Annotated in this window: 23 protein-coding genes; 20 read left to right on the top strand and 3 right to left on the bottom strand. The window is 38.4% G+C overall.

Going from position 1 to position 20,126, the window contains the following annotated elements; all coding sequences use genetic code 11:
- Position 1 precedes the first annotated feature (1 nt).
- Positions 2-820, bottom strand: coding sequence for a TlyA family RNA methyltransferase (locus PERMA_RS00815; RefSeq protein WP_012676641.1), 819 nt, complete (start codon positions 818-820; stop codon positions 2-4).
- A gap of 84 nt (positions 821-904) precedes the next feature.
- On the opposite strand from PERMA_RS00815, the gene PERMA_RS00810 reads away from it, so the two are divergent.
- From PERMA_RS00810 to PERMA_RS00735, 16 genes are all read left to right on the top strand, one after another.
- Positions 905-2,080 (top strand): pyridoxal phosphate-dependent aminotransferase, encoded by a 1,176-nt coding sequence (locus tag PERMA_RS00810; protein ID WP_012675214.1) that lies wholly within the window; start codon positions 905-907, stop codon positions 2,078-2,080.
- Positions 2,081-2,094: 14 nt separating this feature from the next.
- Positions 2,095-2,616, top strand: coding sequence for a thioredoxin family protein (locus tag PERMA_RS00805; RefSeq protein WP_012676417.1), 522 nt, complete (start codon positions 2,095-2,097; stop codon positions 2,614-2,616).
- A gap of 9 nt (positions 2,617-2,625) precedes the next feature.
- On the top strand, positions 2,626-3,039 hold the full coding sequence (locus PERMA_RS00800; protein ID WP_012675793.1) for a molybdenum cofactor biosynthesis protein MoaE: 414 nt from the start codon (positions 2,626-2,628) through the stop codon (positions 3,037-3,039).
- 77 nt (positions 3,040-3,116) lie between these two features.
- Positions 3,117-4,325 (top strand): cation:proton antiporter, encoded by a 1,209-nt coding sequence (locus PERMA_RS00795; protein ID WP_015898850.1) that lies wholly within the window; start codon positions 3,117-3,119, stop codon positions 4,323-4,325.
- Between the two features lie 7 nt (positions 4,326-4,332).
- A complete protein-coding gene (gene trmFO / locus PERMA_RS00790; protein ID WP_012675714.1) occupies positions 4,333-5,643 on the top strand; it encodes an FADH(2)-oxidizing methylenetetrahydrofolate--tRNA-(uracil(54)-C(5))-methyltransferase TrmFO in 1,311 nt (436 codons plus the stop codon).
- Positions 5,644-5,740: 97 nt separating this feature from the next.
- Positions 5,741-7,486 (top strand): biosynthetic-type acetolactate synthase large subunit, encoded by a 1,746-nt coding sequence (ilvB, locus tag PERMA_RS00785; protein WP_012676796.1) that lies wholly within the window; start codon positions 5,741-5,743, stop codon positions 7,484-7,486.
- Positions 7,487-7,507: 21 nt separating this feature from the next.
- On the top strand, positions 7,508-8,074 hold the full coding sequence (gene ilvN, locus PERMA_RS00780; protein ID WP_012676152.1) for an acetolactate synthase small subunit: 567 nt from the start codon (positions 7,508-7,510) through the stop codon (positions 8,072-8,074).
- Entirely contained in the window at positions 8,071-8,691 is a 621-nt protein-coding gene (locus PERMA_RS00775) for a hypothetical protein (protein ID WP_015898923.1), read from the top strand. Before ilvN ends, PERMA_RS00775 begins: the two co-directional genes overlap by 4 nt.
- Positions 8,692-8,735: 44 nt before the next feature.
- A complete protein-coding gene (gene ilvC, locus PERMA_RS00770; RefSeq protein WP_012675393.1) occupies positions 8,736-9,734 on the top strand; it encodes a ketol-acid reductoisomerase in 999 nt (332 codons plus the stop codon).
- 10 nt (positions 9,735-9,744) lie between these two features.
- Positions 9,745-10,368: a CDP-alcohol phosphatidyltransferase family protein gene (locus PERMA_RS00765; RefSeq protein ID WP_012676207.1), complete on the top strand. Its 624-nt coding sequence runs from the start codon at positions 9,745-9,747 to the stop codon at positions 10,366-10,368.
- Positions 10,369-10,417: 49 nt separating this feature from the next.
- Positions 10,418-11,083: a 2,5-diamino-6-(ribosylamino)-4(3H)-pyrimidinone 5'-phosphate reductase gene (locus PERMA_RS00760; protein WP_012675560.1), complete on the top strand. Its 666-nt coding sequence runs from the start codon at positions 10,418-10,420 to the stop codon at positions 11,081-11,083.
- Entirely contained in the window at positions 11,073-11,318 is a 246-nt protein-coding gene (gene moaD / locus PERMA_RS00755; RefSeq protein WP_012676443.1) for a molybdopterin converting factor subunit 1, read from the top strand. Before PERMA_RS00760 ends, moaD begins: the two co-directional genes overlap by 11 nt.
- A gap of 2 nt (positions 11,319-11,320) precedes the next feature.
- Positions 11,321-13,246 (top strand): glycoside hydrolase family 15 protein, encoded by a 1,926-nt coding sequence (locus tag PERMA_RS00750; RefSeq protein WP_012675594.1) that lies wholly within the window; start codon positions 11,321-11,323, stop codon positions 13,244-13,246.
- A gap of 1 nt (position 13,247) precedes the next feature.
- Positions 13,248-13,904 carry a (d)CMP kinase gene (gene cmk, locus PERMA_RS00745; RefSeq protein ID WP_012676511.1) on the top strand — a complete coding sequence of 219 codons (657 nt, stop codon included), beginning with the start codon at positions 13,248-13,250 and terminating at the stop codon, positions 13,902-13,904.
- Between the two features lie 15 nt (positions 13,905-13,919).
- A complete protein-coding gene (locus PERMA_RS00740) occupies positions 13,920-14,384 on the top strand; it encodes a nucleoside deaminase (protein ID WP_012676053.1) in 465 nt (154 codons plus the stop codon).
- Positions 14,381-14,995: an SH3 domain-containing protein gene (locus PERMA_RS00735; RefSeq protein ID WP_012675319.1), complete on the top strand. Its 615-nt coding sequence runs from the start codon at positions 14,381-14,383 to the stop codon at positions 14,993-14,995. Before PERMA_RS00740 ends, PERMA_RS00735 begins: the two co-directional genes overlap by 4 nt.
- On the opposite strand, the gene PERMA_RS00730 is transcribed toward PERMA_RS00735, so the two are convergent.
- Positions 14,946-15,959, bottom strand: a complete 1,014-nt coding sequence (locus PERMA_RS00730; protein ID WP_015898964.1) for an agmatine deiminase family protein — start codon at positions 15,957-15,959, stop codon at positions 14,946-14,948. The two genes, PERMA_RS00735 and PERMA_RS00730, sit on opposite strands and share 50 nt — an antisense overlap.
- Before the next feature lie 95 nt (positions 15,960-16,054).
- On the opposite strand from PERMA_RS00730, the gene PERMA_RS00725 reads away from it, so the two are divergent.
- Positions 16,055-16,357 carry a hypothetical protein gene (locus PERMA_RS00725; RefSeq protein ID WP_012676686.1) on the top strand — a complete coding sequence of 101 codons (303 nt, stop codon included), beginning with the start codon at positions 16,055-16,057 and terminating at the stop codon, positions 16,355-16,357.
- On the opposite strand, the gene PERMA_RS00720 is transcribed toward PERMA_RS00725, so the two are convergent.
- Positions 16,354-16,866, bottom strand: coding sequence for a phosphatidylglycerophosphatase A family protein (locus tag PERMA_RS00720; RefSeq protein ID WP_012676321.1), 513 nt, complete (start codon positions 16,864-16,866; stop codon positions 16,354-16,356). The genes PERMA_RS00725 and PERMA_RS00720 overlap by 4 nt on opposite strands.
- Before the next feature lie 118 nt (positions 16,867-16,984).
- Between PERMA_RS00720 and PERMA_RS00715 the strand changes: the two genes are divergently transcribed.
- From PERMA_RS00715 to PERMA_RS00705, 3 genes are all read left to right on the top strand, one after another.
- Positions 16,985-18,718 carry an NADH-quinone oxidoreductase subunit D gene (locus tag PERMA_RS00715; protein WP_012675293.1) on the top strand — a complete coding sequence of 578 codons (1,734 nt, stop codon included), beginning with the start codon at positions 16,985-16,987 and terminating at the stop codon, positions 18,716-18,718.
- Positions 18,719-18,733: 15 nt separating this feature from the next.
- Positions 18,734-19,435: a NuoI/complex I 23 kDa subunit family protein gene (locus PERMA_RS00710; protein WP_012675877.1), complete on the top strand. Its 702-nt coding sequence runs from the start codon at positions 18,734-18,736 to the stop codon at positions 19,433-19,435.
- 83 nt (positions 19,436-19,518) lie between these two features.
- On the top strand, positions 19,519-20,124 hold the full coding sequence (locus PERMA_RS00705; RefSeq protein WP_012675539.1) for a thioredoxin family protein: 606 nt from the start codon (positions 19,519-19,521) through the stop codon (positions 20,122-20,124).
- The last annotated feature ends 2 nt before the right edge of the window (positions 20,125-20,126 follow it).

Below are 20,126 nucleotides of genomic sequence, written 5' to 3'. Positions count from 1 at the left end.
ATCAGTCCTTCCTTAACGCCCTGTGTGCTTCCATCACAACTTCCATTATATAACTTTCATCAATCTTTTCCTCACATCTAAAACCTTCAGGCTTTTTGAAAAGATAACATAAAAACTCAATATTACCCTTAGGCCCTTTAACAGGTGAGTATGTTATACCTTTAACACAGTAACAGCTCTTCTCAAGACCTTTTATAACATTCAGTATAGCCTTTTTGTGAAGCTCTGGATCCTTTACGACCCCATCTTTAACCTCTTTTTTTGAAAGCTCAAACTGGGGTTTTATAAGGATTATCCCTTCAGCAAAATCTTCAAATATAGAGCAGATCTCAGGGAGTATCTTAAGAATGGAGATAAAAGATACATCTGACACGAAACATTCAAGCTTCTGCGGGAAATCTTTTTCACTCAGGTATCTTGCGTTTGTTTTCTCCATAACTACAACACGGGGATCATTTCTCAGCTTTTCGTGAAGCTGGTGTGTTCCAACATCCACAGCATAAACCTTTTTTGCACCGTTCTGTAAAAGACAGTCTGTAAACCCACCTGTTGATGAGCCTATATCTATACAGACCTTATTTTCAGGATTAAAATCAAAATACTCAATTCCCTTTTCAAGTTTATAACCTCCCCTTGATACATACTTCTCCTTCTCCTTCAGGAATATATTTGCATCTACAGGAATTTTTGTCCCGGGTTTATCCACCCTCTGATCATTAACAAAAACACATCCAGCCATTATAAGACGCTGTGCTTTTTCCCTGCTCTCCACAAGACCTCTCTCAACAAGAAGCTTATCAATCCTCTCTTTTTTTGCCATGATACTATTTTAATATTCTTATAATATTCAAATCAGACTTTATTTAACATATAATGAGTTAAAAGAATTTCCAGAGGTGGAATTATGGAGTTTTCACAGAGGGTTTTAAGAGTTCAGCCATCACAGACGCTTGTTATAACAGCAAAGGCAGCAGAGTTAAGGAAGAAAGGTATTGATATAATTGGTTTTGGGGCAGGTGAACCTGATTTTGACACTCCGGATTTTGTTAAAGAGGCAGCTATAAAGGCTCTGAAAGAAGGAAAAACGAGATACACACCTGCAGCAGGAATACCAGAACTGAGGGAAGGAATAGCAAAGAGGCTGAAAGAGAAAAACGGTATAGAGTACTCACCTTCTGAGGTTATTGTAACACCCGGTGCAAAGATGGGACTTTACGAGGTTTTCTCAGTAATACTGAACCCGGGAGATCAGGTTATAGTTCCTGCTCCATACTGGGTTTCCTACACAGAACAGATAAAGCTCTGTGATGGAGAGCCTGTAATACTTGAGCTTTCTGAGGAAAATGGGTTCGTTCTCACAGCTGATAAGCTGAAAGAGGCAATAACTGAGAGAACAAAAGCTCTCGTTCTAAACACACCTTCAAACCCTACAGGAGCTGTTATACCAAGATCTGAGCTTGAGAGGATAGCCCAGGTATGTCTTGAGAATAATATACTTATCATATCTGATGAATGTTACGAGGAGTTCTGTTATGATGAGGAGCATGTCAGTATAGCTTCCCTCTCAAAAGAGGTGAGGGACATAACATTTACAGTAAATGCCTTCTCAAAATCTTACTCTATGACAGGATGGCGTCTAGGATGGGTTGCTGCACCTGAAGAGTATATAAAAAAGATAACAGTAGTACAGTCACAGACAATATCAAACCCAACATCCTTCGCAATGTATGGAGCCCTCGCTGCACTTGAGGATGGTGGAAAATTTCCAGCCATGATGAAGGAAGAGTTCAGGAAAAGAAGGGATTTTGTTATAGAACAGTTCTTATCTATAGATGGCATAACATGTCCTGTTCCTAAAGGAGCATTCTATGCATTTCCAAATGTAAAGGCATATATTGTTGGTGATATTAAGGATGATATAGAGCTTACAGCTTATCTTTTGGAGGAAGCAAAGGTGGCTGTTGTTCCAGGAAGTGCATTTGGTAAGGAAGGTTATATTAGACTTTCATACGCAACATCTATGGATAATCTTAAAGAAGGTATGAGAAGAATTAAGGAAGCTTTATCAAAATTAAGATAGATGAGGTGGCAAGTATGCTTAGAGTATTAACAGCTTTTCTGATAATAATAGGGATCTTCACAGCTTCCTGTCAGCAGAAGACGGAAGGTGGAGTTTCTGAAAAGTTTAAGGTAGACCCTGAACCTGTTATAAAGGAAGCTATGAAGGAAAAAAAGTTCCTCATCCTGATTTTTGAGTCTGAGGACTGTAAATACTGCACAAAACTACATAAGGAAGTTCTTAACGATCTTGATTTTAAGCAGTCACTTGTAAAAAACAAAACGGCTATAGCTATAATAAATGTCTATGGAGAGAGAGAAGTGACAGATCCTGAAACAAAACAGAAGATGAATGAACAGGCTCTAACATTCGCATACAGGGTTCAGGGTTATCCAACAATAGTGGTTTTTGATCCGGCGAAAGATTACAAACCTATATACACAATACCGGGCTATGTTGAAAAAAGGGATTTTATATCACTTTTAGACTTCCTTGGATCAAACTGTTACCAGAAAGTACAGTATGAAAAATTTGTTGAAAATGGAAAAAGCTGTTAGGAGATGAAGATGTCTGTACCACAGGTTTATATAGGAGAAAACTGGTTTGATATAAACGATATATTAAACAGCTACAGAGATGAGACAGCAGGGGCTGTAGATATATTCCTCGGTATACCGAGATCTGCACCGGAAGACGGTGACGTGATTGAACTTCACTATGAGGCTTACATATCTATGGCAGAAAAGATCATAAAAGAGATAATAGATGAGGCAAAAGAGAAGTTTGGTATAAAACATGCCGTTGTTCACCACAGAACAGGTATTGTTCCTGTCACAGTTCCATCATTCCTTGTTGCTGTCTGGTCTGGACACAGGCAGGAAGCTTTTGAAGCCTGCAGATACATAGTTGATGAAACAAAGGCAAGAGCCCCTATATGGAAGAAAGAGGTATTCAGAACTGGGGAGGAAAGCTGGAAGTAGATCTCAATATCTGAAAATCACTTTTTCCCTTTCTGTTGTAAAAATTAAAAATACTTAAAAGGAGACAGGACTATACTATGGAAATGCATGAGTTTATCCTTGATCTTTTTCTTATACTGATCTCTGCCAGGATATTTGCAGAGATTTTTTCATATATGAAGATGCCCCCTGTTTTAGGTGAGGTTTTTGCTGGGATACTGCTCGGGCCGAGTCTGCTCGGGATAGTTGAGGTTAATGATATTATAAGAATTATTGCGGAGATAGGTATAATTCTCCTTCTTTTTGAGGTAGGTCTTGAGACGGATATTAAAAAGCTGCAGAAAGAAGGTGTCAAATCCGTTATAGTAGCCCTTTTTGGTGCGATAGTTCCTTTTGTTGGTGGATTTGCTGTAAGTTACTACATGTTCAATCTTCCTTTAATAGTCTCCCTTTTTATAGGTGGGACATTAACAGCAACAAGTATAGGTATAACAATACGTGTTTTGAAGGATTTAGGAAAGGAAAGGAGCTCAGCAGCTCAGGTTGTAGTAGGTGCAGCCGTTCTTGATGATGTGATAGGTGTGATCCTTCTTGTTATACTGGCTGATTTCGCCCTCACAGGTGAGGTTAATATGGAGAATACTATAAAGATAATACTTCTTGTTGCTTTCTTCTTCACTGCAGCACCAATTCTTGCAGCTATTATGTCCAAGTTTATACATATGTATGACAGCAGATACAGAAGACTTCCAGGATTTATACCTACGATAGTTGTATCCCTGATACTCTTCTTTGCCTATGTTGCACATCTATTTGGCGCTCCTGAGATAATAGGCGCTTTTGCAGCAGGTATAGCCCTATCAAGAAGATTCTTCCTTCCTTTTGGTATAGCCTTAAAGGCTGATCCTAACTTTGTTGACAAGCTTGAATCACAGATGAGACCACTGATATATCTTTTCACACCTATATTCTTTGTAACAGTCGGTCTATCAATGAATCTAAGGGTAATAGATTTTACTTCAGCTGATTTCTGGCTCTTAACACTGGTATTAATGGTTGTTGCAGTTGTAGGTAAGTTAGGAGGAGCATTCCTTATAAGAAGGATGGATAACCTTAAAAGGATTATTATTGGAACATCCATGATACCACGGGGTGAGGTTGGACTTATATTTGCCGAGCTTGGAAGATCTGTGAAAATTTTCACAAATGAGATATATTCAGTTCTTGTATTTATAGTTATACTTACTACACTTGTTCCACCTTTTGTACTTAAATATCTATTTAAACTTGAAAAGGACAAAGGTTAGATCTGAAATGGGAAAAGTAGCTGTTATAGGTGCTGGGCTTGCAGGAAGCGAGGCGGCTTTTAAGATAGCAACATCAGGTTTTAAGGTTGACCTTTACGAGATGAGACCTGTAAAAACCACACCTGCACACAGGACAGAAGGTTTTGCGGAGCTTGTATGCTCAAACTCTCTTGGCGGTAAGGATATAACAACAGGCTCAGGACTGTTGAAGGAGGAGATGAGACTCCTCGGCTCGCTTATAGTCAGTGTTGCTGAGGAGTTCAGTGTTCCTGCAGGTGGTGCTCTCGCCGTTGACAGGGTAAAATTTTCAAGAAGAATAACAGAGATCCTTGAAAACCATCCAAATATAAAGGTTATAAGGAAAGAGGTTACACAGCTTCCGGAAGGATACAATTTTATAATAATTGCAACAGGACCTCTAACATCGGAGGCTTTCTCAAAGGTTATACAGAGATTAACAGGATCAGAGTATCTATACTTTTACGATGCTATAGCACCTACAGTTGATGCAGATACAGTTGATTTCTCAAAAGGTTTCTGGGGAGACAGATATGGTAAAGGTAAAGGGGATTACTTTAACTGTGTTTTAAATGAGGAAGAGTACGAGATATTCTATAACGAGCTAATAAATGGAAAGCAGGTTCCGTTAAAGGATTTTGAGAAAGCTGTATTTTTTGAAGGATGCCTTCCTATTGAGGAGATGGCAAGGAGAGGAAAACAGACTCTCCTTTTTGGACCTATGAAACCTGTAGGACTAATAGATCCTAAAACAGGAAAACAGCCTTTTGCTGTGATCCAGCTAAGAAAGGAGAACAGGGAAGGAACATTACTCTCCCTTGTAGGTTTTCAGACAAAGCTTAAATATCCTGAGCAAAAAAGGATATTCAGACTTATACCTGCACTAAAAGACGCAACATTTGTAAGACTTGGATCTATACACAGAAACACATTCATACAGTCACACAGGGTTTTAAAACCAACACTACAGCTTAAAAAAGATCCAAGAATACTTTTTGCAGGACAGATAACAGGTGTTGAAGGTTACGCAGCATCAGCTGCTACAGGAATTCTTGCAGGCATAAATGTTGTAAGGATGTTAAAAGGTAAAGAACCTACAGTCCCACCTGAAACAACAATGCTCGGCGGTCTTGTAAGATACATCACAGAGCCCAAGGAAGAACTCCAGCCTATGAACCCAAACTTCTCACTTCTCCCAGATCTTGATAAAAAAGTGAGAGATAAAAGGAGAAGAAAGCTTCTGAAGGCTGAAAGGGCTTTAAAGGATATGGAGATATTCGCATCACAGTGGAAAAATTAGTCCAGATATATCTCCAAGTATGACAATAATTATACAAATCAACAATTTAAGCGTATAATATTTTAAATCATTTATATTTCTTGCTGAGGTTAATACTATGCCGAAGAAAAGAGGTGCTGATATTGTAATAGATGTTCTCCTTGAGGAAGGAGTTGATACTGTTTTTGGGCTTCCAGGTGGAGCCATAATGGAAGTTTACGATGCTTTATTTGACGCCCCTTTAAGAAATATTCTCGCAAGACATGAGCAGGCTGCAGCCCACATGGCTGATGGTTATGCGAGAGCTACAGGGAAGGTTGGTGTTGTTCTCGCAACATCAGGACCTGGAGCTACGAACCTTGTTACAGGAATAGCAACAGCATATATGGACTCTGTTCCTCTTGTAGCCATAACCGGACAGGTTCCAACAAGTTATATAGGGACTGATGCATTTCAGGAAGCTGATGTTGTTGGTATAACAAGACCTATAACAAAACATAACTTCCTTGTTACAGATATAAAAGATCTTGCACTTATACTGAGGGAAGCTTTTTATCTTGCAAGGACGGGAAGACCAGGACCTGTTCTTGTTGATATCCCAAAGGATATAACACAGCAGGAATACGACTACAAGATGCCTACTGAGAAGGATGTTCTTGATGCACTTCCAGGATACAAGCCACACTACGAGGGAAATCCATTCCAGATAAAGAAGGCAGCGGAGCTTATAAGAAAAGCAAAGAGACCTGTTCTTTATGTAGGCGGTGGAACTGTTATATCTGGAGCGTCTGAAGAACTGAGGGAGCTTGCAGAATTAACAAGAATCCCAGTAACAACAACAAATATGGCTAAAGGTGCTTTTGATGAGACACATCCATTAGCACTTCATATGCTTGGAATGCATGGAACATACTACGCAAATATGGCCGTTTACCACAGTGATCTTCTTATAGCTGTTGGAGCGAGATTTGACGACAGGGTAACAGGAAAGATACAGGAGTTTGCACCTGAAGCAAAGATAATACATATAGATATAGATCCAGCATCAATAAGTAAAAATATAACTGTTGATGTTCCAATTGTTGGTGATGTTAAGGTGGTTTTAGGCAAGCTATTAAAAGAACTGAAGAAAAAACCAATAGAATGGGTTAAGGCCAGGGAAAGCTGGCTAAAACAGATAGAGAAATGGAAAGAAAAACACCCATTAACATACGACAGAACAAGTAAGATCATAAAACCACAGTATGTTATAGAGGAGATCTATAAGATAACAGATGGTGAAGCTCTCATTACAGCAGGTGTTGGCCAGCACCAGATGTGGGCTGCGATGTTCTACAAGTACAGATACCCGAGACAGTTCCTGAACTCAGGTGGCCTTGGAACTATGGGATACGGCTTCCCCGCAGCTGTTGGGGCAAAGATAGGAAACCCTGACAAAACTGTTTTTGCTATTGAAGGGGACGGATCATTTGTTATGAATATGCAGGATGTTATAACAGCTGTCCAGTACAGAATACCTGTAAAGATAGCCATAATAAACAACGAGTTCTTAGGGATGGTGAGACAGTGGCAGCAGCTCTTTTACGACAGCAGATACTCATCCGTCTGTCTTGCTGTTCATCCAGATTTTGTTAAACTTGCCGAATCAATGGGAGCTGTAGGACTAAGGGCAACAAAACCTGAAGAGGTAAGACCTGTTCTTGAAAAAGCCATGAAGATAAATGATAGACCTGTGATAATGGATTTTGTCGTTGATAGGGAAGAGAATGTTCTCCCTATGGTACCTGCAGGTAAAAGTTACAGGGAGATGATAGTAAGCCCTAAACAGAAAGGAGAGGCTGAAACTATGTACCTTGTTGGTTAAAAAATATTTGAGGTAGCAGAGATGTCAGAAAATCTAACAACTGTAAAGATAAGACCTGAAACAAAAACAGAGATAAGAAAGCATGTTATTATAGTCAGGGTTTTACATAACTTCGGTGTCTTAACAAGGATAACAAGCCTTTTTGCAGGAAGAGGTTACAATATAGAAAGTCTGACAGTCGGGAAAACAAACGAACCCAATATAGCAAGAATAACAATAGTTGTTGAAGGTGATGAGAGAATTATAGAGCAGATAATAAAACAGTTGAGAAAACTTATAGAGACTGTAAGGGTAAGGGATATAACAAATGTTCCCCATATAGAAAGGGAGCTCGCACTTATAAAGGTTCACGCAGGAGAGGACAGGGCAAGGGATGAGATAATGAGACTTGTCTCTATCTTCAGGGCAAAGGTTGTTGATGTTTATACAGATACATACACAGTTGAGATTACGGGAGACAGGGAAAAGATAGAAGCTTTTATAGACCTTTTAAGACCTTTTGGCATAAAGGATATAGCCAGAACAGGTCTTTTAGCTATAACAAGGGAATCTGCTAAAAGGAAGCTTGAAGAAAGAATGGTAGAATGAAAAAATTTTTTATACTCATACTGCTGTTAGCGGTCACCGGAGCAAATGCTGAGACCGTAGCTATAAAAAGACCTGAAGTTAAAAATCTGCCGAGAGGTTACTCACCTGTAATATTCTCATTTTTTGAGGAACATTTTAAAAATGTTGTTAAATATCCGACAGAAAAAGATTACACATACCTTATACAGCCTGTTGTATCATGGATAGCAACATCATACAACGTCTGTCTCAATGTTTATAAAAAAGGTAAACTTGTTGATATTCACTGCTCCGTTTCATTCTCCGCAGAGGACCTGCATGACGATTTAGAAAAACTTTCCATATCAACAGGAATTCTTGAGAAGAAAAAAGACCAGAAAACAAAGTATATATACATTAAACTGATAGGAAAAGGAAATCTAAAGGGAGACAGGTTAAAGATCGTCTCTTCAAAAGGGGATATTCTTGTAGATTACAAAAATCTGATTGAAAAAGCTGATGGTGATTTTATAACAGTTTCAAACGCTGTAATAAATATAGATACCGCTTACATCCAGAGTTTTGAAGCGGCAAAACTCCTTGAATACCTTTTAAACAACTACAAAGTTAAAGGCATTTTGATTATAAAAATCTATTAGTGTAATATTATAAGATTGAGAAAATTTTGTGAAGGAGGAATTAGATGGCAAAGGTCTATTATGATGAAGATGCCTCATTGGAGGTACTGAAAGGAAAAACGGTAGCCATTATAGGATATGGAAGTCAGGGTCATGCTCATGCTCTAAATCTGAGAGACAGCGGTGTGAATGTGATTATAGGTCTTTATTCTGGTAGTAGATCCGCTGAAAAAGCTAAAGCTGAAGGTTTTGAGGTTCTTATACCGGATGAAGCGGCAAAGAAAGCTGATATCATTATGATGTTAATCCCGGACACAATTCAGCCTGAAGTGTACGAGACAGCGATACTTCCAAATTTAGATGAAGGGAACGCACTTGCATTTGCACACGGTTTTAACATACATTTCAACCAGATAGTTCCACCTGAGTATGTTGATGTTTTCCTCGTTGCACCAAAAGGGCCAGGTCATTTAGTAAGATGGCAGTACGAGGAAGGAAAAGGGGTCCCAGGACTTGTTGCTGTTCATCAGGACTTTACAGGTCAGGCTAAAGATATAGCTTTAGCTTACGCTAAAGGTGTAGGATGTACAAGGGCAGGTCTTATAGAGACAACATTCAAGGAAGAGACAGAGACCGACCTTTTTGGAGAACAGGCTGTTCTCTGTGGTGGAGCAACAGCTCTTATAAAGGCCGGATTTGAAACACTTGTTGAGGCTGGATATCAGCCAGAGGTTGCATATTTTGAATGCTTACACGAACTTAAATTAATAGTTGATTTAATATACCAGTACGGTATATCAGGAATGAGATACTCTATATCTGATACAGCAAGATACGGAGATGTAACAAGGGGGGACAGAATTTACGAGGCTGTAAAACCAATACATAAAAAGATACTGGACGAGATCCAGAGGGGAGAGTTTGCAAAAGAATGGGTGCTTGAGAATATAGCAAGAAGACCTCATTTTGATGCCCTTGTAAAAAGGGATGAGGAGCACCCCGTAGAGAAGGTTGGTAAAGAACTTAGAAAGATGATGCCTTGGCTGGAAGGAAAAGGACTTTAAAGGGGTATAGATGAACTTAACATCAAAAAGAAAATCCCTGAAAAAGATTTATGAGCCGATAGGGATTTTGTTTGCAAAAACACATATAACGCCAAATGTTATAACAGTTATATCGGTCATAGTGGGTATATTTGCCGCTATGGCCTTTTATAACCATAAGCCGTTAACTGGAGCTATTCTCCTTTTTATGAGCGGTTTTTTTGATCTTATGGACGGGGTTGTGGCAAGGGAAACGGAAAGATCATCAAAATTTGGGGCTGTATTCGACTGGCTTGCAGATAAGTTCGTTGATGGGATTGTTCTCTTCTCAATTGGAATGGCCTACTCAACACCTGTTGTCACAATACTCGCAGTTGTTTCAAGTATGCTCCACACATTCATAAAACCTGTTGCATACGCAGAGATAGGCTTTGAAAACAGGGAAAAGGGTAAGATTAACGATCCACTTGAAGGAATAGGTTTTTTCGGAAGACCTGAGAGTATGCTTGTTATCATACTTTTTGCTGTCTTTGAACATTTCCATATACTTGGTGGTTTACAGTTTGGTTTCGTTCTTGTTACAGTTCTGACTATCTTATCCCTTTTACAGAGGATTATATACCTTTACATAAAATACAACAGGGATTATGACTGAGAAGAAATCATGTTAAAATCCTTTATAAACAAAACAGAAGGAGAAGGATATGCAACGCCCTTACACAATAATAGTATCTGAAGTAACTGTGGACGGGAAACTGACCTTAAGAAGGGGAAGGTCTTCAAAAGAGATCATGCAGTTTATGGATGATGAGGCTAACAGGTATCTGCATGAGCTCAGGGCAAAGGTTGACGGTATAATGGTCGGAGCTGAAACTATAAGAACTGACAACCCATTTCTGACAGTAAGGTATGTTGAAGGTAAAAACCCAACAAGGATCGTTCCAACATCAAAGGCGGATATACCGCTGGATGCAAATATACTTGAGAAACATGCACCAACAATAATAGTAACATCCGAGTCTGCACCTGAAGAGAAGGTAAAAGCATTAAAAGAAAAAGTAGAGGTTATTATCTCAGGAAAAGATCAGGTTGATCTTATAGAGATGATGGATACCCTTTACAGAAAAGGGATAAAAACACTTATGGTTGAAGGTGGATCAACATTAAACTGGAATCTAATAAAGTTTGGTCTTGTTGACGAAATAAGACTTATACATATGCCATTTATTGTTGGAGGAGAGGACACACCAACACTTGTAGGTGGAGAAGGCTTTTACTCATTAAATGATGTCGTAAAAACTAAGCTCAGAGCCCACTTTATGAGAGGATCTCATCTTATAACTGAGTGGGAGATAAAGTTTGAAGGTTAAGGTTCTTTATTTTTCATCTTTAAAAGACAGGATTAAAAAATCCCAGGAAGTTATAGATATCAAAGAAAAAACAACGGTTGGTGAGTTTATAAAGATACTTAAAGAGAGATATCCAGAACTGGAAAAGAATTTTGATAATGTGATGATCGCCGTTAATGAGGAATACGCATCATCTGATCAGGTGCTTAAAGAAGGAGATACTGTGGCTATTATACCTCCTGTCAGTGGAGGATAAATATGTACAGGGAAGCCGTTGTCGCAAACAGCCAGATGTTTGCGAATTTTGATAAATACCTTTCAATGAGAGACCTATATTTTCCCTATGTAGGACAGTACAACCATCTCAGTGGGAACAAAAACCATCTTATAGTCTGTGTAAATGGAGAGATCAGCTTTCTTGATAAAGGATGGGAAAAAAGTTTCGGTTATAAAAAGGATGCATTAATTACAGATATAAAGGCTGTAAATTACGACCTCAGGATTCAGCTTAATATAAACGATATGATCCACAAATACATGCCTGTTTATATAAGGAAGCTAAAAGTAAAAAATCTTTCCTCACATAAAAAAGATGTAAAGATCTTTTTCTACCATGATTTCAGACTTAACGAAACAACTGTAGGTAATACAGCACTTTACCATCCTGATCTGAAGGGAGTAGTTCACTACAGGGAAGCAACATATCTATTTATATCTATATGTCCTGAGATCTCAGAGTACACAATAAAGAAGAAAGAGGAAAGCTCAATACTGGAGATAGAAAACGGATCGCTATCCATGAACCCTATAGCCAGGGGAGATATAGACAGTGCGGTCTCATACAACATTGAGCTTGATGGAAATGAGGAAAAGGAGTTTTACTACTACATAGTTGCGGGACATAGCTTTGACGATATAGAAGAAAAACTTATAAAGCTCAGGGCAGACACAACAGAACATTTTGTTGAAGAGACAGAGATATACTGGAAAGCCTGGCTTAACGAGAGGAAAGAGATAAAAAGATCTATAGATGATGAGATAAAGGAGCTTTACGACAGGAGTTTACTGATAATAAAGGCCCATATGGATAAAGACGGCAGTATAATAGCGTCTGCAGACTCAAGTATATTTCAGAGGTTCAATAAAGATCATTACGCATACTCATGGCCGAGAGATAACTCATTCATAGTTATGGCACTGGACAGAGCCGGTTATGGACACGCAACAAAGAGATTCTTTGAGTTCTGTGTAAGAACACTTACAAAAAAAGGTTACTTCCTTCAGAAATACCTACCAGATGGATCTTTTGGTTCATCATGGCATCCCTGGATAGATGAAAAAGGAAATCCACAGCTTCCTATACAGGAAGATGAGACAGCACTTGTGATATGGGCACTGTTCTCACACTATCAGGAAACAAAGGATGTTGAGTTTATAGACAGGATTTACAATCAGCTTGTCAGACCTGCAGCCTACTTTATGATGAATTACAGAGATAGGGAAACAGGACTTCCAAGGGAAAGCTATGATCCATGGGAAGAAAGAAGAGGTGTCGGAACATACACCTGTGCAACCGTTTTTGCCGGTTTGCTATCCGCATCAAAACTGGCACATCTGACAGGAAATCTTGATGAGGCAAGAAAGTTCAAAGATGTGGCTGAAGAGGTGAGGGAAGGAATTCTGAAGTATCTTTACGATGAAAGTGAGAACAGATTCATAAGGATGCTTTACAGGGACAGCTCTGGAAAGATAAAAAAAGACAAAACTGTTGATGCAAGCCTTATGGCTGTGTTTTTCACAGGACTTTTACCACCTGATGACTACAGGGTTATAAACACTGTAAATGCGATCAGGGAGAAACTCTGGATAGATGAAGGTATAAAAGGCCTTGCAAGATTTGAAAATGACGAGTATCACAGGATAAGTGAGAAATATCCAGGTAATCCATGGATAGTTACTACAATGTGGCTTGCTGACTGGTATATAGCTGTTGAAAAGATAGATGAAGCTGTTGAGCTTCTCAGATGGGCTGTAAAAAGAAAGTCTCAGGCGGGACTGCTTGCAGAACAGTACAATCCTGAGACAGGAGATCCGATCTCCGTAACACCTTTAACCTGGTCTCACGCCGCTTTCTGCTACACCGTCCAGAATTTAAACAAAAAATTATACGAGATGGGGATTTAATTTGATAATAGCTATAGATGGACCTGCAGGATCAGGAAAAAGCACTGTAGCAAAAAAACTGTCAAGAATACTTGGCTACACCTATATAGATACAGGAGCTATGTACAGGGCTGTAGCCTATAAAGTCAAGGAGGAAGGTATAGACCCTGATAACCCTGATGCTGTAGTAAATATTATGAAAAGAATCAATATAAAACTTGAGCCATCAGATAACGGTGTAAAAGTTTTCCTTGATGGAGAGGACGTATCATCAAAAATCAGAACAGAAGAGATAGGAAAGATAGCCTCAAAGATAGCAAGACATCCTGAGGTGAGAAAGATCCTTGTTCAGAAACAGAGAGAGATGGGGAAAAAAGCAAAAAATGCCGTGATAGAAGGTAGGGATACCGGAACGGTAATATTCCCTGATGCAGACCTGAAGATATTTATGACAGCATCCCCTGAAGTAAGGGCAAGAAGAAGATGGGAAGAGCTAAAAAACAAAGGGTTGGATATAGATTACAACCGGATCCTTAAGGAAGTAAAAGAGAGAGACCATTTAGATCAGACAAGAAAAGACAGTCCTTTAAGACCTGCAAAAGATGCGATCATCATAGATACAACGAACAAAAGTATAGACGAAGTTATAAATCAAATACTGGAACTTGTCAGAAAATAACCTAAATTTCAGCTTATGTCTGAAGATATAAAATTCCTTGATATCGCTTACGAAGAAGCACTGAAAGCCTATGAAAAGGATGAAGTTCCCATCGGTGCTGTAATAGTAAAAGATGGGGAAATAATCGGGAAAGGACACAACCAGAGGATAGAAAAAAACAACGCCCTTTACCACGCAGAGATAGTAGCAATTGAGGAAGCCTGCAGAAATACAGGAAGCTGGAGGCTTGACGGCTGTACCCTTTATGTAACTGTAGAACCCTGTGTTATGTGTGCAGGAGCTATAATGCAGTCAAGGATAAAAAAGGTTGTTTTTGGAGCACTGGATCAGAAAGGTGGAGCTGTTGTAAGCAAATACAGACTTTTTGATGATGGAAAGCTACCATTTAAGGTTGATTACTCCCTAATAAATTACGAAAAGGCAAGTATAATATTAAAGGATTTTTTTCTAAATAAAAGGAGGGTTTCCAGGGAGAGATGATAAAATACCTTGTTTTATCCTTAGTAATAATAATTATGATCGCTCTTGACATAGTTCTAATTCAAGAATTTCTGTACCAGCACAAACAGGAAGAAAAAATTCCCCAGTCTGCTAACAGGATAGATACAGGTCCAGTAACAACTGAACCACAGCTTTCAGCAAAAACAGAGAAGATCAAAATAGACAGTATCTCAGAATCTGAAAAAAAAGAGATAACACAGACAGTTGAAGAGGAAGTATCACATACTGCCGATATGCACATAACGGACTTATCTGAAAAAAAAGAAAAACCTGTAATGGAAGATCAGACGGATCAGATCTCACTGCAGGATACAGCAAAACCTGAAGAGAGTATAAAACCTTTAAAAGCTGTCTCTACAGTATGGTTAAATCTAAGGGAAAACCCGAGACTCGATTCGGAGGTTTTAACCGTAATAAACAAAGGCGATAGTGTTCTTGTGATAGATCAGAGGTTCAATCACTGGAAAAAGGTTATATATATAAAAGATGATCAGGTGTATACAGGCTGGGTTGATGACAGATACCTGCGGATACTGGAACCTACTCAGGAATCTGCTGTGTCAGACAGTGAAAAGCCCCAAGACCAATAACAATATCGTAAGCGTAAATCCCGATAACCTCTCTATCCGGAAAAAGTTTTCTCAGTGTTTCTAAAGCTATCTCATCCTTATCACAGTTAAAAACAGGAACAACAACAGCCTTATTTGATATATAAAAGTTTACGTAACTTGCAGGGAGTCTGTAAGGTTTATCATCACCGGGATATTTGTAGTAAACAGGATCAGGCATAGGAATTTTCACAATATTAAACTCTTTAAGACTTTTAAGTCTTTTATAGTTCTCAATGAGAGGGTAGTAATTCGGATCATTCCTGTTATCCTCAAAGGCTGTTACTACTGTATCTTTCGAGACAAACCTTGTTATATCATCAATATGTCCATCTGTGTCATCACCAATGATCCCTTCACCAAGCCAGAATATTCTGTTAACGCCAAGATAAAATCTTAGCTTCTCCTCTATCTCCTCCTTTGAAAGATCGGGATTTCTGTTTGGATTCAAAAGACAGCTTTCTGTAGTCAGAAGAACACCATTTCCATTTACCTCAACTGATCCACCCTCTAAAACCATATCAATATTTATCTTTTTATAACCGAGAATCTCAGGTATCTTATTTCCTGTTTTCTCGTCGTTCTCGTATGGGTACTTACCACCCCAGCTGTTAAATCTGAACTTTAAAGCGACTGTGTTCCCTTCACTATCCTTAACGAAAATAGGACAGTAATCTCTGCACCAGGCATCATCCGTTTTATTTATGAGTATCCTTACATCCCCATTAACATTAAACCTTTCAAGCCTTTTTAAAAGATCCTTTTTCTCCTCTTCACCGTTAACATTTATATAAACAGTCTCACCTTCAGATATGTACTTTACCATCTGGACAAACTGATCCCTAGCCTGATCAAGTCTGTCAAAAAATGTCTCGTAAGCCTGTGGGTACGTTGTTATCGTTCCTTTGTGTTTTTCCCATTCTGCAGGCATTCTGAATCTTTCCAATCAAAACCTCCTCAGATAAAGTCTGAATATTTTACGAAAAAATCTGTACTGATGCATCTTTAAAATATACTCTCCATAATATATTATTGATCCTGATGGTAAAAAAGGTATCATTCCTCCCGGCTTTTTTTATATGGGGTATAGTTTATGCTGTTGTTGATCTGATATTTACCCTCTTCAGTATAAAAAATATATCTTTTTATACAGTTGAAGGTGGTTATGATATAACATTAAAAATATTGACAGCTCTTTTTCTCCAGACCTTCAGCCTTTCCATTTACTTTAAATGGGTTTTTAAAGAGGGAATCTTTTTATCTTTTATAAAAGCCCTCTCAGTATCATCATTTCTTTATGTATTTATATACATACTCTTAACAGGTATGTATTTACAGTTTTAGAGAACAAACCTTGTGAGCAGATGCATTATCCCAAGGACATAAAGTCCAGCTATAATATCATCAGCCATAACACCAAGCCCTGAAGGAAGTCTCTCAAAAAATCTGATAGGAGGTGGTTTCAAAATATCAAAAAATCTAAAAAGAATAAAAGCTATCAGAAGATTCTGCCATGTAGGTTCTATACCGATCATAGCCACCATATATCCTGCAATCTCATCTATAACAACATAATCCGGATCTTTCTCTTTGAATGTCTCAACAACGACTGTAGAAGCCCATATTCCCACAAAAAACACAGCGAGTGTGATAAATATCTGATTTATAAGCATATATGATCCACCTTTCGTCCAGTAGATCAGTATAGGGATAAGTCCCACAACAGTTCCTATAGTTCCCGGGGCAACAGGGATCTTTCCTGCATAAAGTCCTGTTGAGAGCATATAGGCCACCATAACCTTAAAACTTTCCTCAGGCATATTCTCCTCTGTAACTATATCCTTTTCTTTCAATTTAGGACCTCATAAGTGTAATTTAAAACTTAAAAATTATACTAAAAATGTTGATAAAATTTGATTTAAGTTTTAAAATTTATAACACTGTTTGAAAAATCTGCATACGGAGTGGATTATGTCCTGGATAACACTTGATAAAGCCAAGAGATTAGAAGAAAAATTTGATTTTGTCAAAGTATTAGAAAATGAGCAGGCAACGGTTCTTGAAGTTCCAAAAGAAAATCTCATACAGTTTTTAAAATTTCTGAAGGAAGATCCTGATTATCTTTTCAAGATGTTCATTGACTGGACAATTATTGATCACGGCAAGAAAGCAGATCCAAGATTTCAGGGTGTGGTTATTCTCTTTTCTCCTGAATACAAAGAAAGAATTATTGTCAAAACATGGGCTACAGACGAAACACTCCCAACACTCACAACACTCTGGTCCGGTGCTAAATGGGCTGAGAGAGAAGCATGGGATATGTTTGGAATAAAGTTTGAAGGACATGATCATCTTGTAAGGATGTTTTTATGGGAAGGTTATCCTTACCATCCACTCAGAAAAGACTTTCCGGTTAGAGGAATTGAAGAGGTAGAGCTTCCATCTCTCAACGAAACAGAGAGAATGGATCAGCTTGAAGGTATGATGAACTACTCAAGAATGCATACAGCTCTTCCAACACTTGAAGATTTAGAAAGAACTCAGAAGATAAGAATGCCTGAGAAAAGCTCACAGGTTGTTCTTAACTGGGGTCCTCTCCATCCAGGAACACACGGAACTATATGGTTCCTATTTGATATGGAAGGTGAGTATGTTAAAAAGTGTGATATCATCATAGGACAGCTTCACAGAGGTATAGAAAAGCTTGCAGAAAACCTTAACGTTCAGCAGATAATACCATACACAGACAGGATGGATTATATAGCATCTATAAATGAGAATCACTCTGTATGTGTTGCAGCTGAAAAACTTCTCGGGATACACGAGAAGATACCTGAGAAGGCAAAGTATATCAGAACTATGATGGCCGAGCTTTCAAGAATAAACTCTCACTTACTCTGGCTTGGAACATACGCCCTTGACCTTGGTGCTTTAACAATGTTCCTTTACACATTCAGAGAAAGAGAAAAAATAATGGATATATTTGAGGGTATATCCGGTGCAAGATTTACTATAAACTACTTCAGGGTTGGAGGTGTTTACGCAGATCTTCCATACGGAGCCCTTGATGCTATAGAACATTTCTTAAAAGATTTCCCAACAAGACTTGCAGATTACGAGAGACTTTTAACAAGAAATAGAATATGGCTTAAGAGAAATGTTGATGTATGTATAATCACAGAAGAGGATGTTTACGATTACGGTCTAACAGGTGCTGTGGCGAGAGCTTCAGGTGTACCTTACGACCTGAGAAAGATAGACAAGTATGATGCCTACGGCGAGGTTGATTTTGATGTTCCTGTAGGTGAGAAGGGAGACTCTTACGACAGGTACCTTGTAAGGATTGAGGAGATAAGACAGTCTGTAAGAATAATAAATCAGTGTATTGAAAAACTCAGGAAGATGTCCAAGAACGATCCTTTCTTCTACGAACCTGAAGACAAAAAGATGAAGATAACTATAGACGGTAGAGGAACAAAGCTGAAAAAAGGTGAGGTTTACGCAGGAACGGACAACCCAAGAGGTGAACTTGGAGTATACATATATATGCCTAAGGATGGTATAAAACCTCACAGATTCAGACTCAGATCAGGTGCTTTTTACAATCTCCAGATATTTACAAAAGCTATAATAGGAAGACCTATCGCAGATGCCATAACACTTTTATCCACAATAGACCCTGTTGTTGGTGAGACAGACAGATAATTAAGGAGGCCTATAATGGGTATTAAAAAGGTAGGAATGAACGTAAACGTTCAACCACAATCAATAGTTGAGAAGATATTTTTCCTTGATTTTGCTAAAGGGCTTGCTACAACAATAAAACATCTCTTCAGAAAGGTTATAACTGTTGATTTTCCATATGAGGTTGTTGTTCCTGCACCAAGGTTTAGAGGTGTTCACGGCCTCAGAAATGTTGATGGAACAGAGCTTCCGGATTTTGATGCATGGGTTAAAAAGCTAAAGATAAAACCCCCTGAGATGGGCGAAACAAGATGTATCGGATGTAAGTTCTGTCAGGCAGCATGTCCTGTTCCGGAGATATTCACAATAAAAACTGAAAAGCTGGATGTCCCTGAGGATCATCCACATCACGGACTTAAGGTTGTATCACAGTTTGATATGGACCTTGGAAAGTGTATGTTCTGCGGTCTGTGTACACTTGCATGCCCAACAGCCTGCATAATACATACAGATATTTACGATCTATCATCCTATACAAGAAGGGGATGGGTACTTGATAAGGAAAAGCTTTCAAAGATAGCTGATGATTTTGTATCAAGAAGAAGGGAAGAGAAGTTTGATGAACATTCCTTCTGGCCTGACACTCAGAAAATATTCCCTGAATACGACAAGGCCAGAGCAAAGGCATGGGACAATAATCCACCAAAATTAGGTCCTAACTACGCAGATCAACAGTAAAAGGGAGATTCTTTCTCCCTTTCCGTGTATAAAATCACCAAATCTGTTAAAATTCTTTTGTTTATAAATTATGAGGTTTTGATATGTTTCCTGAAGGGGCAGATACATTTTTGAAAAAACGCTTTAATGAGCTTATAGATCCTGTTAAGTTAATCCTCAGAAAAAGCGGTAAGGATATAGACAGAGATATAGAAAAGGTTTTAGAAAGTATATCAACCTTCTCTGAAAAGATCTCAATTGAGATTAATGAAAGCCTGAGCTGTATAGATGCGCCCTGTATCTCCATTCAAACTACTGAAAAGGATTTCGGAATAAGATTCATGGGTAAGCCTGATGGAGGAGAGTTTAAAACATTTATAGATACTATAGTTATGGTCTCAAGAAATGAGTATGATCTTTCAGAAAGAACTGTTGAACTGATAGAACAGATAGACAGACCTGTTGAAATAAAAGTTTTTATAACTAACACCTGTGGATGGTGTCCACCAGCTGTTTTAAAATCATACAGCTTTGCGATGGTAAATGAGTATATAACAGCGACAGCTATAGACTGTTACATATTCAGTGATCTTGCTGTAAAATACAATGTTGCAACAGTACCAAAGATAGTGATAAATGATAAAGTTGAGCAGATAGGTCTTAAAGATGAAAATCAGCTTTTAGGCAGTATATTTGCTTCAATAAGTTAGAG

It is taken from the genome of Persephonella marina EX-H1, from assembly GCF_000021565.1.
GTDB classification, from domain to species: Bacteria; Aquificota; Aquificia; order Aquificales; family Hydrogenothermaceae; genus Persephonella; species Persephonella marina.
The sequence above is the reverse complement of the archived record's forward strand: the minus strand, read 5'-3'. Positions and strand labels throughout refer to the sequence as shown.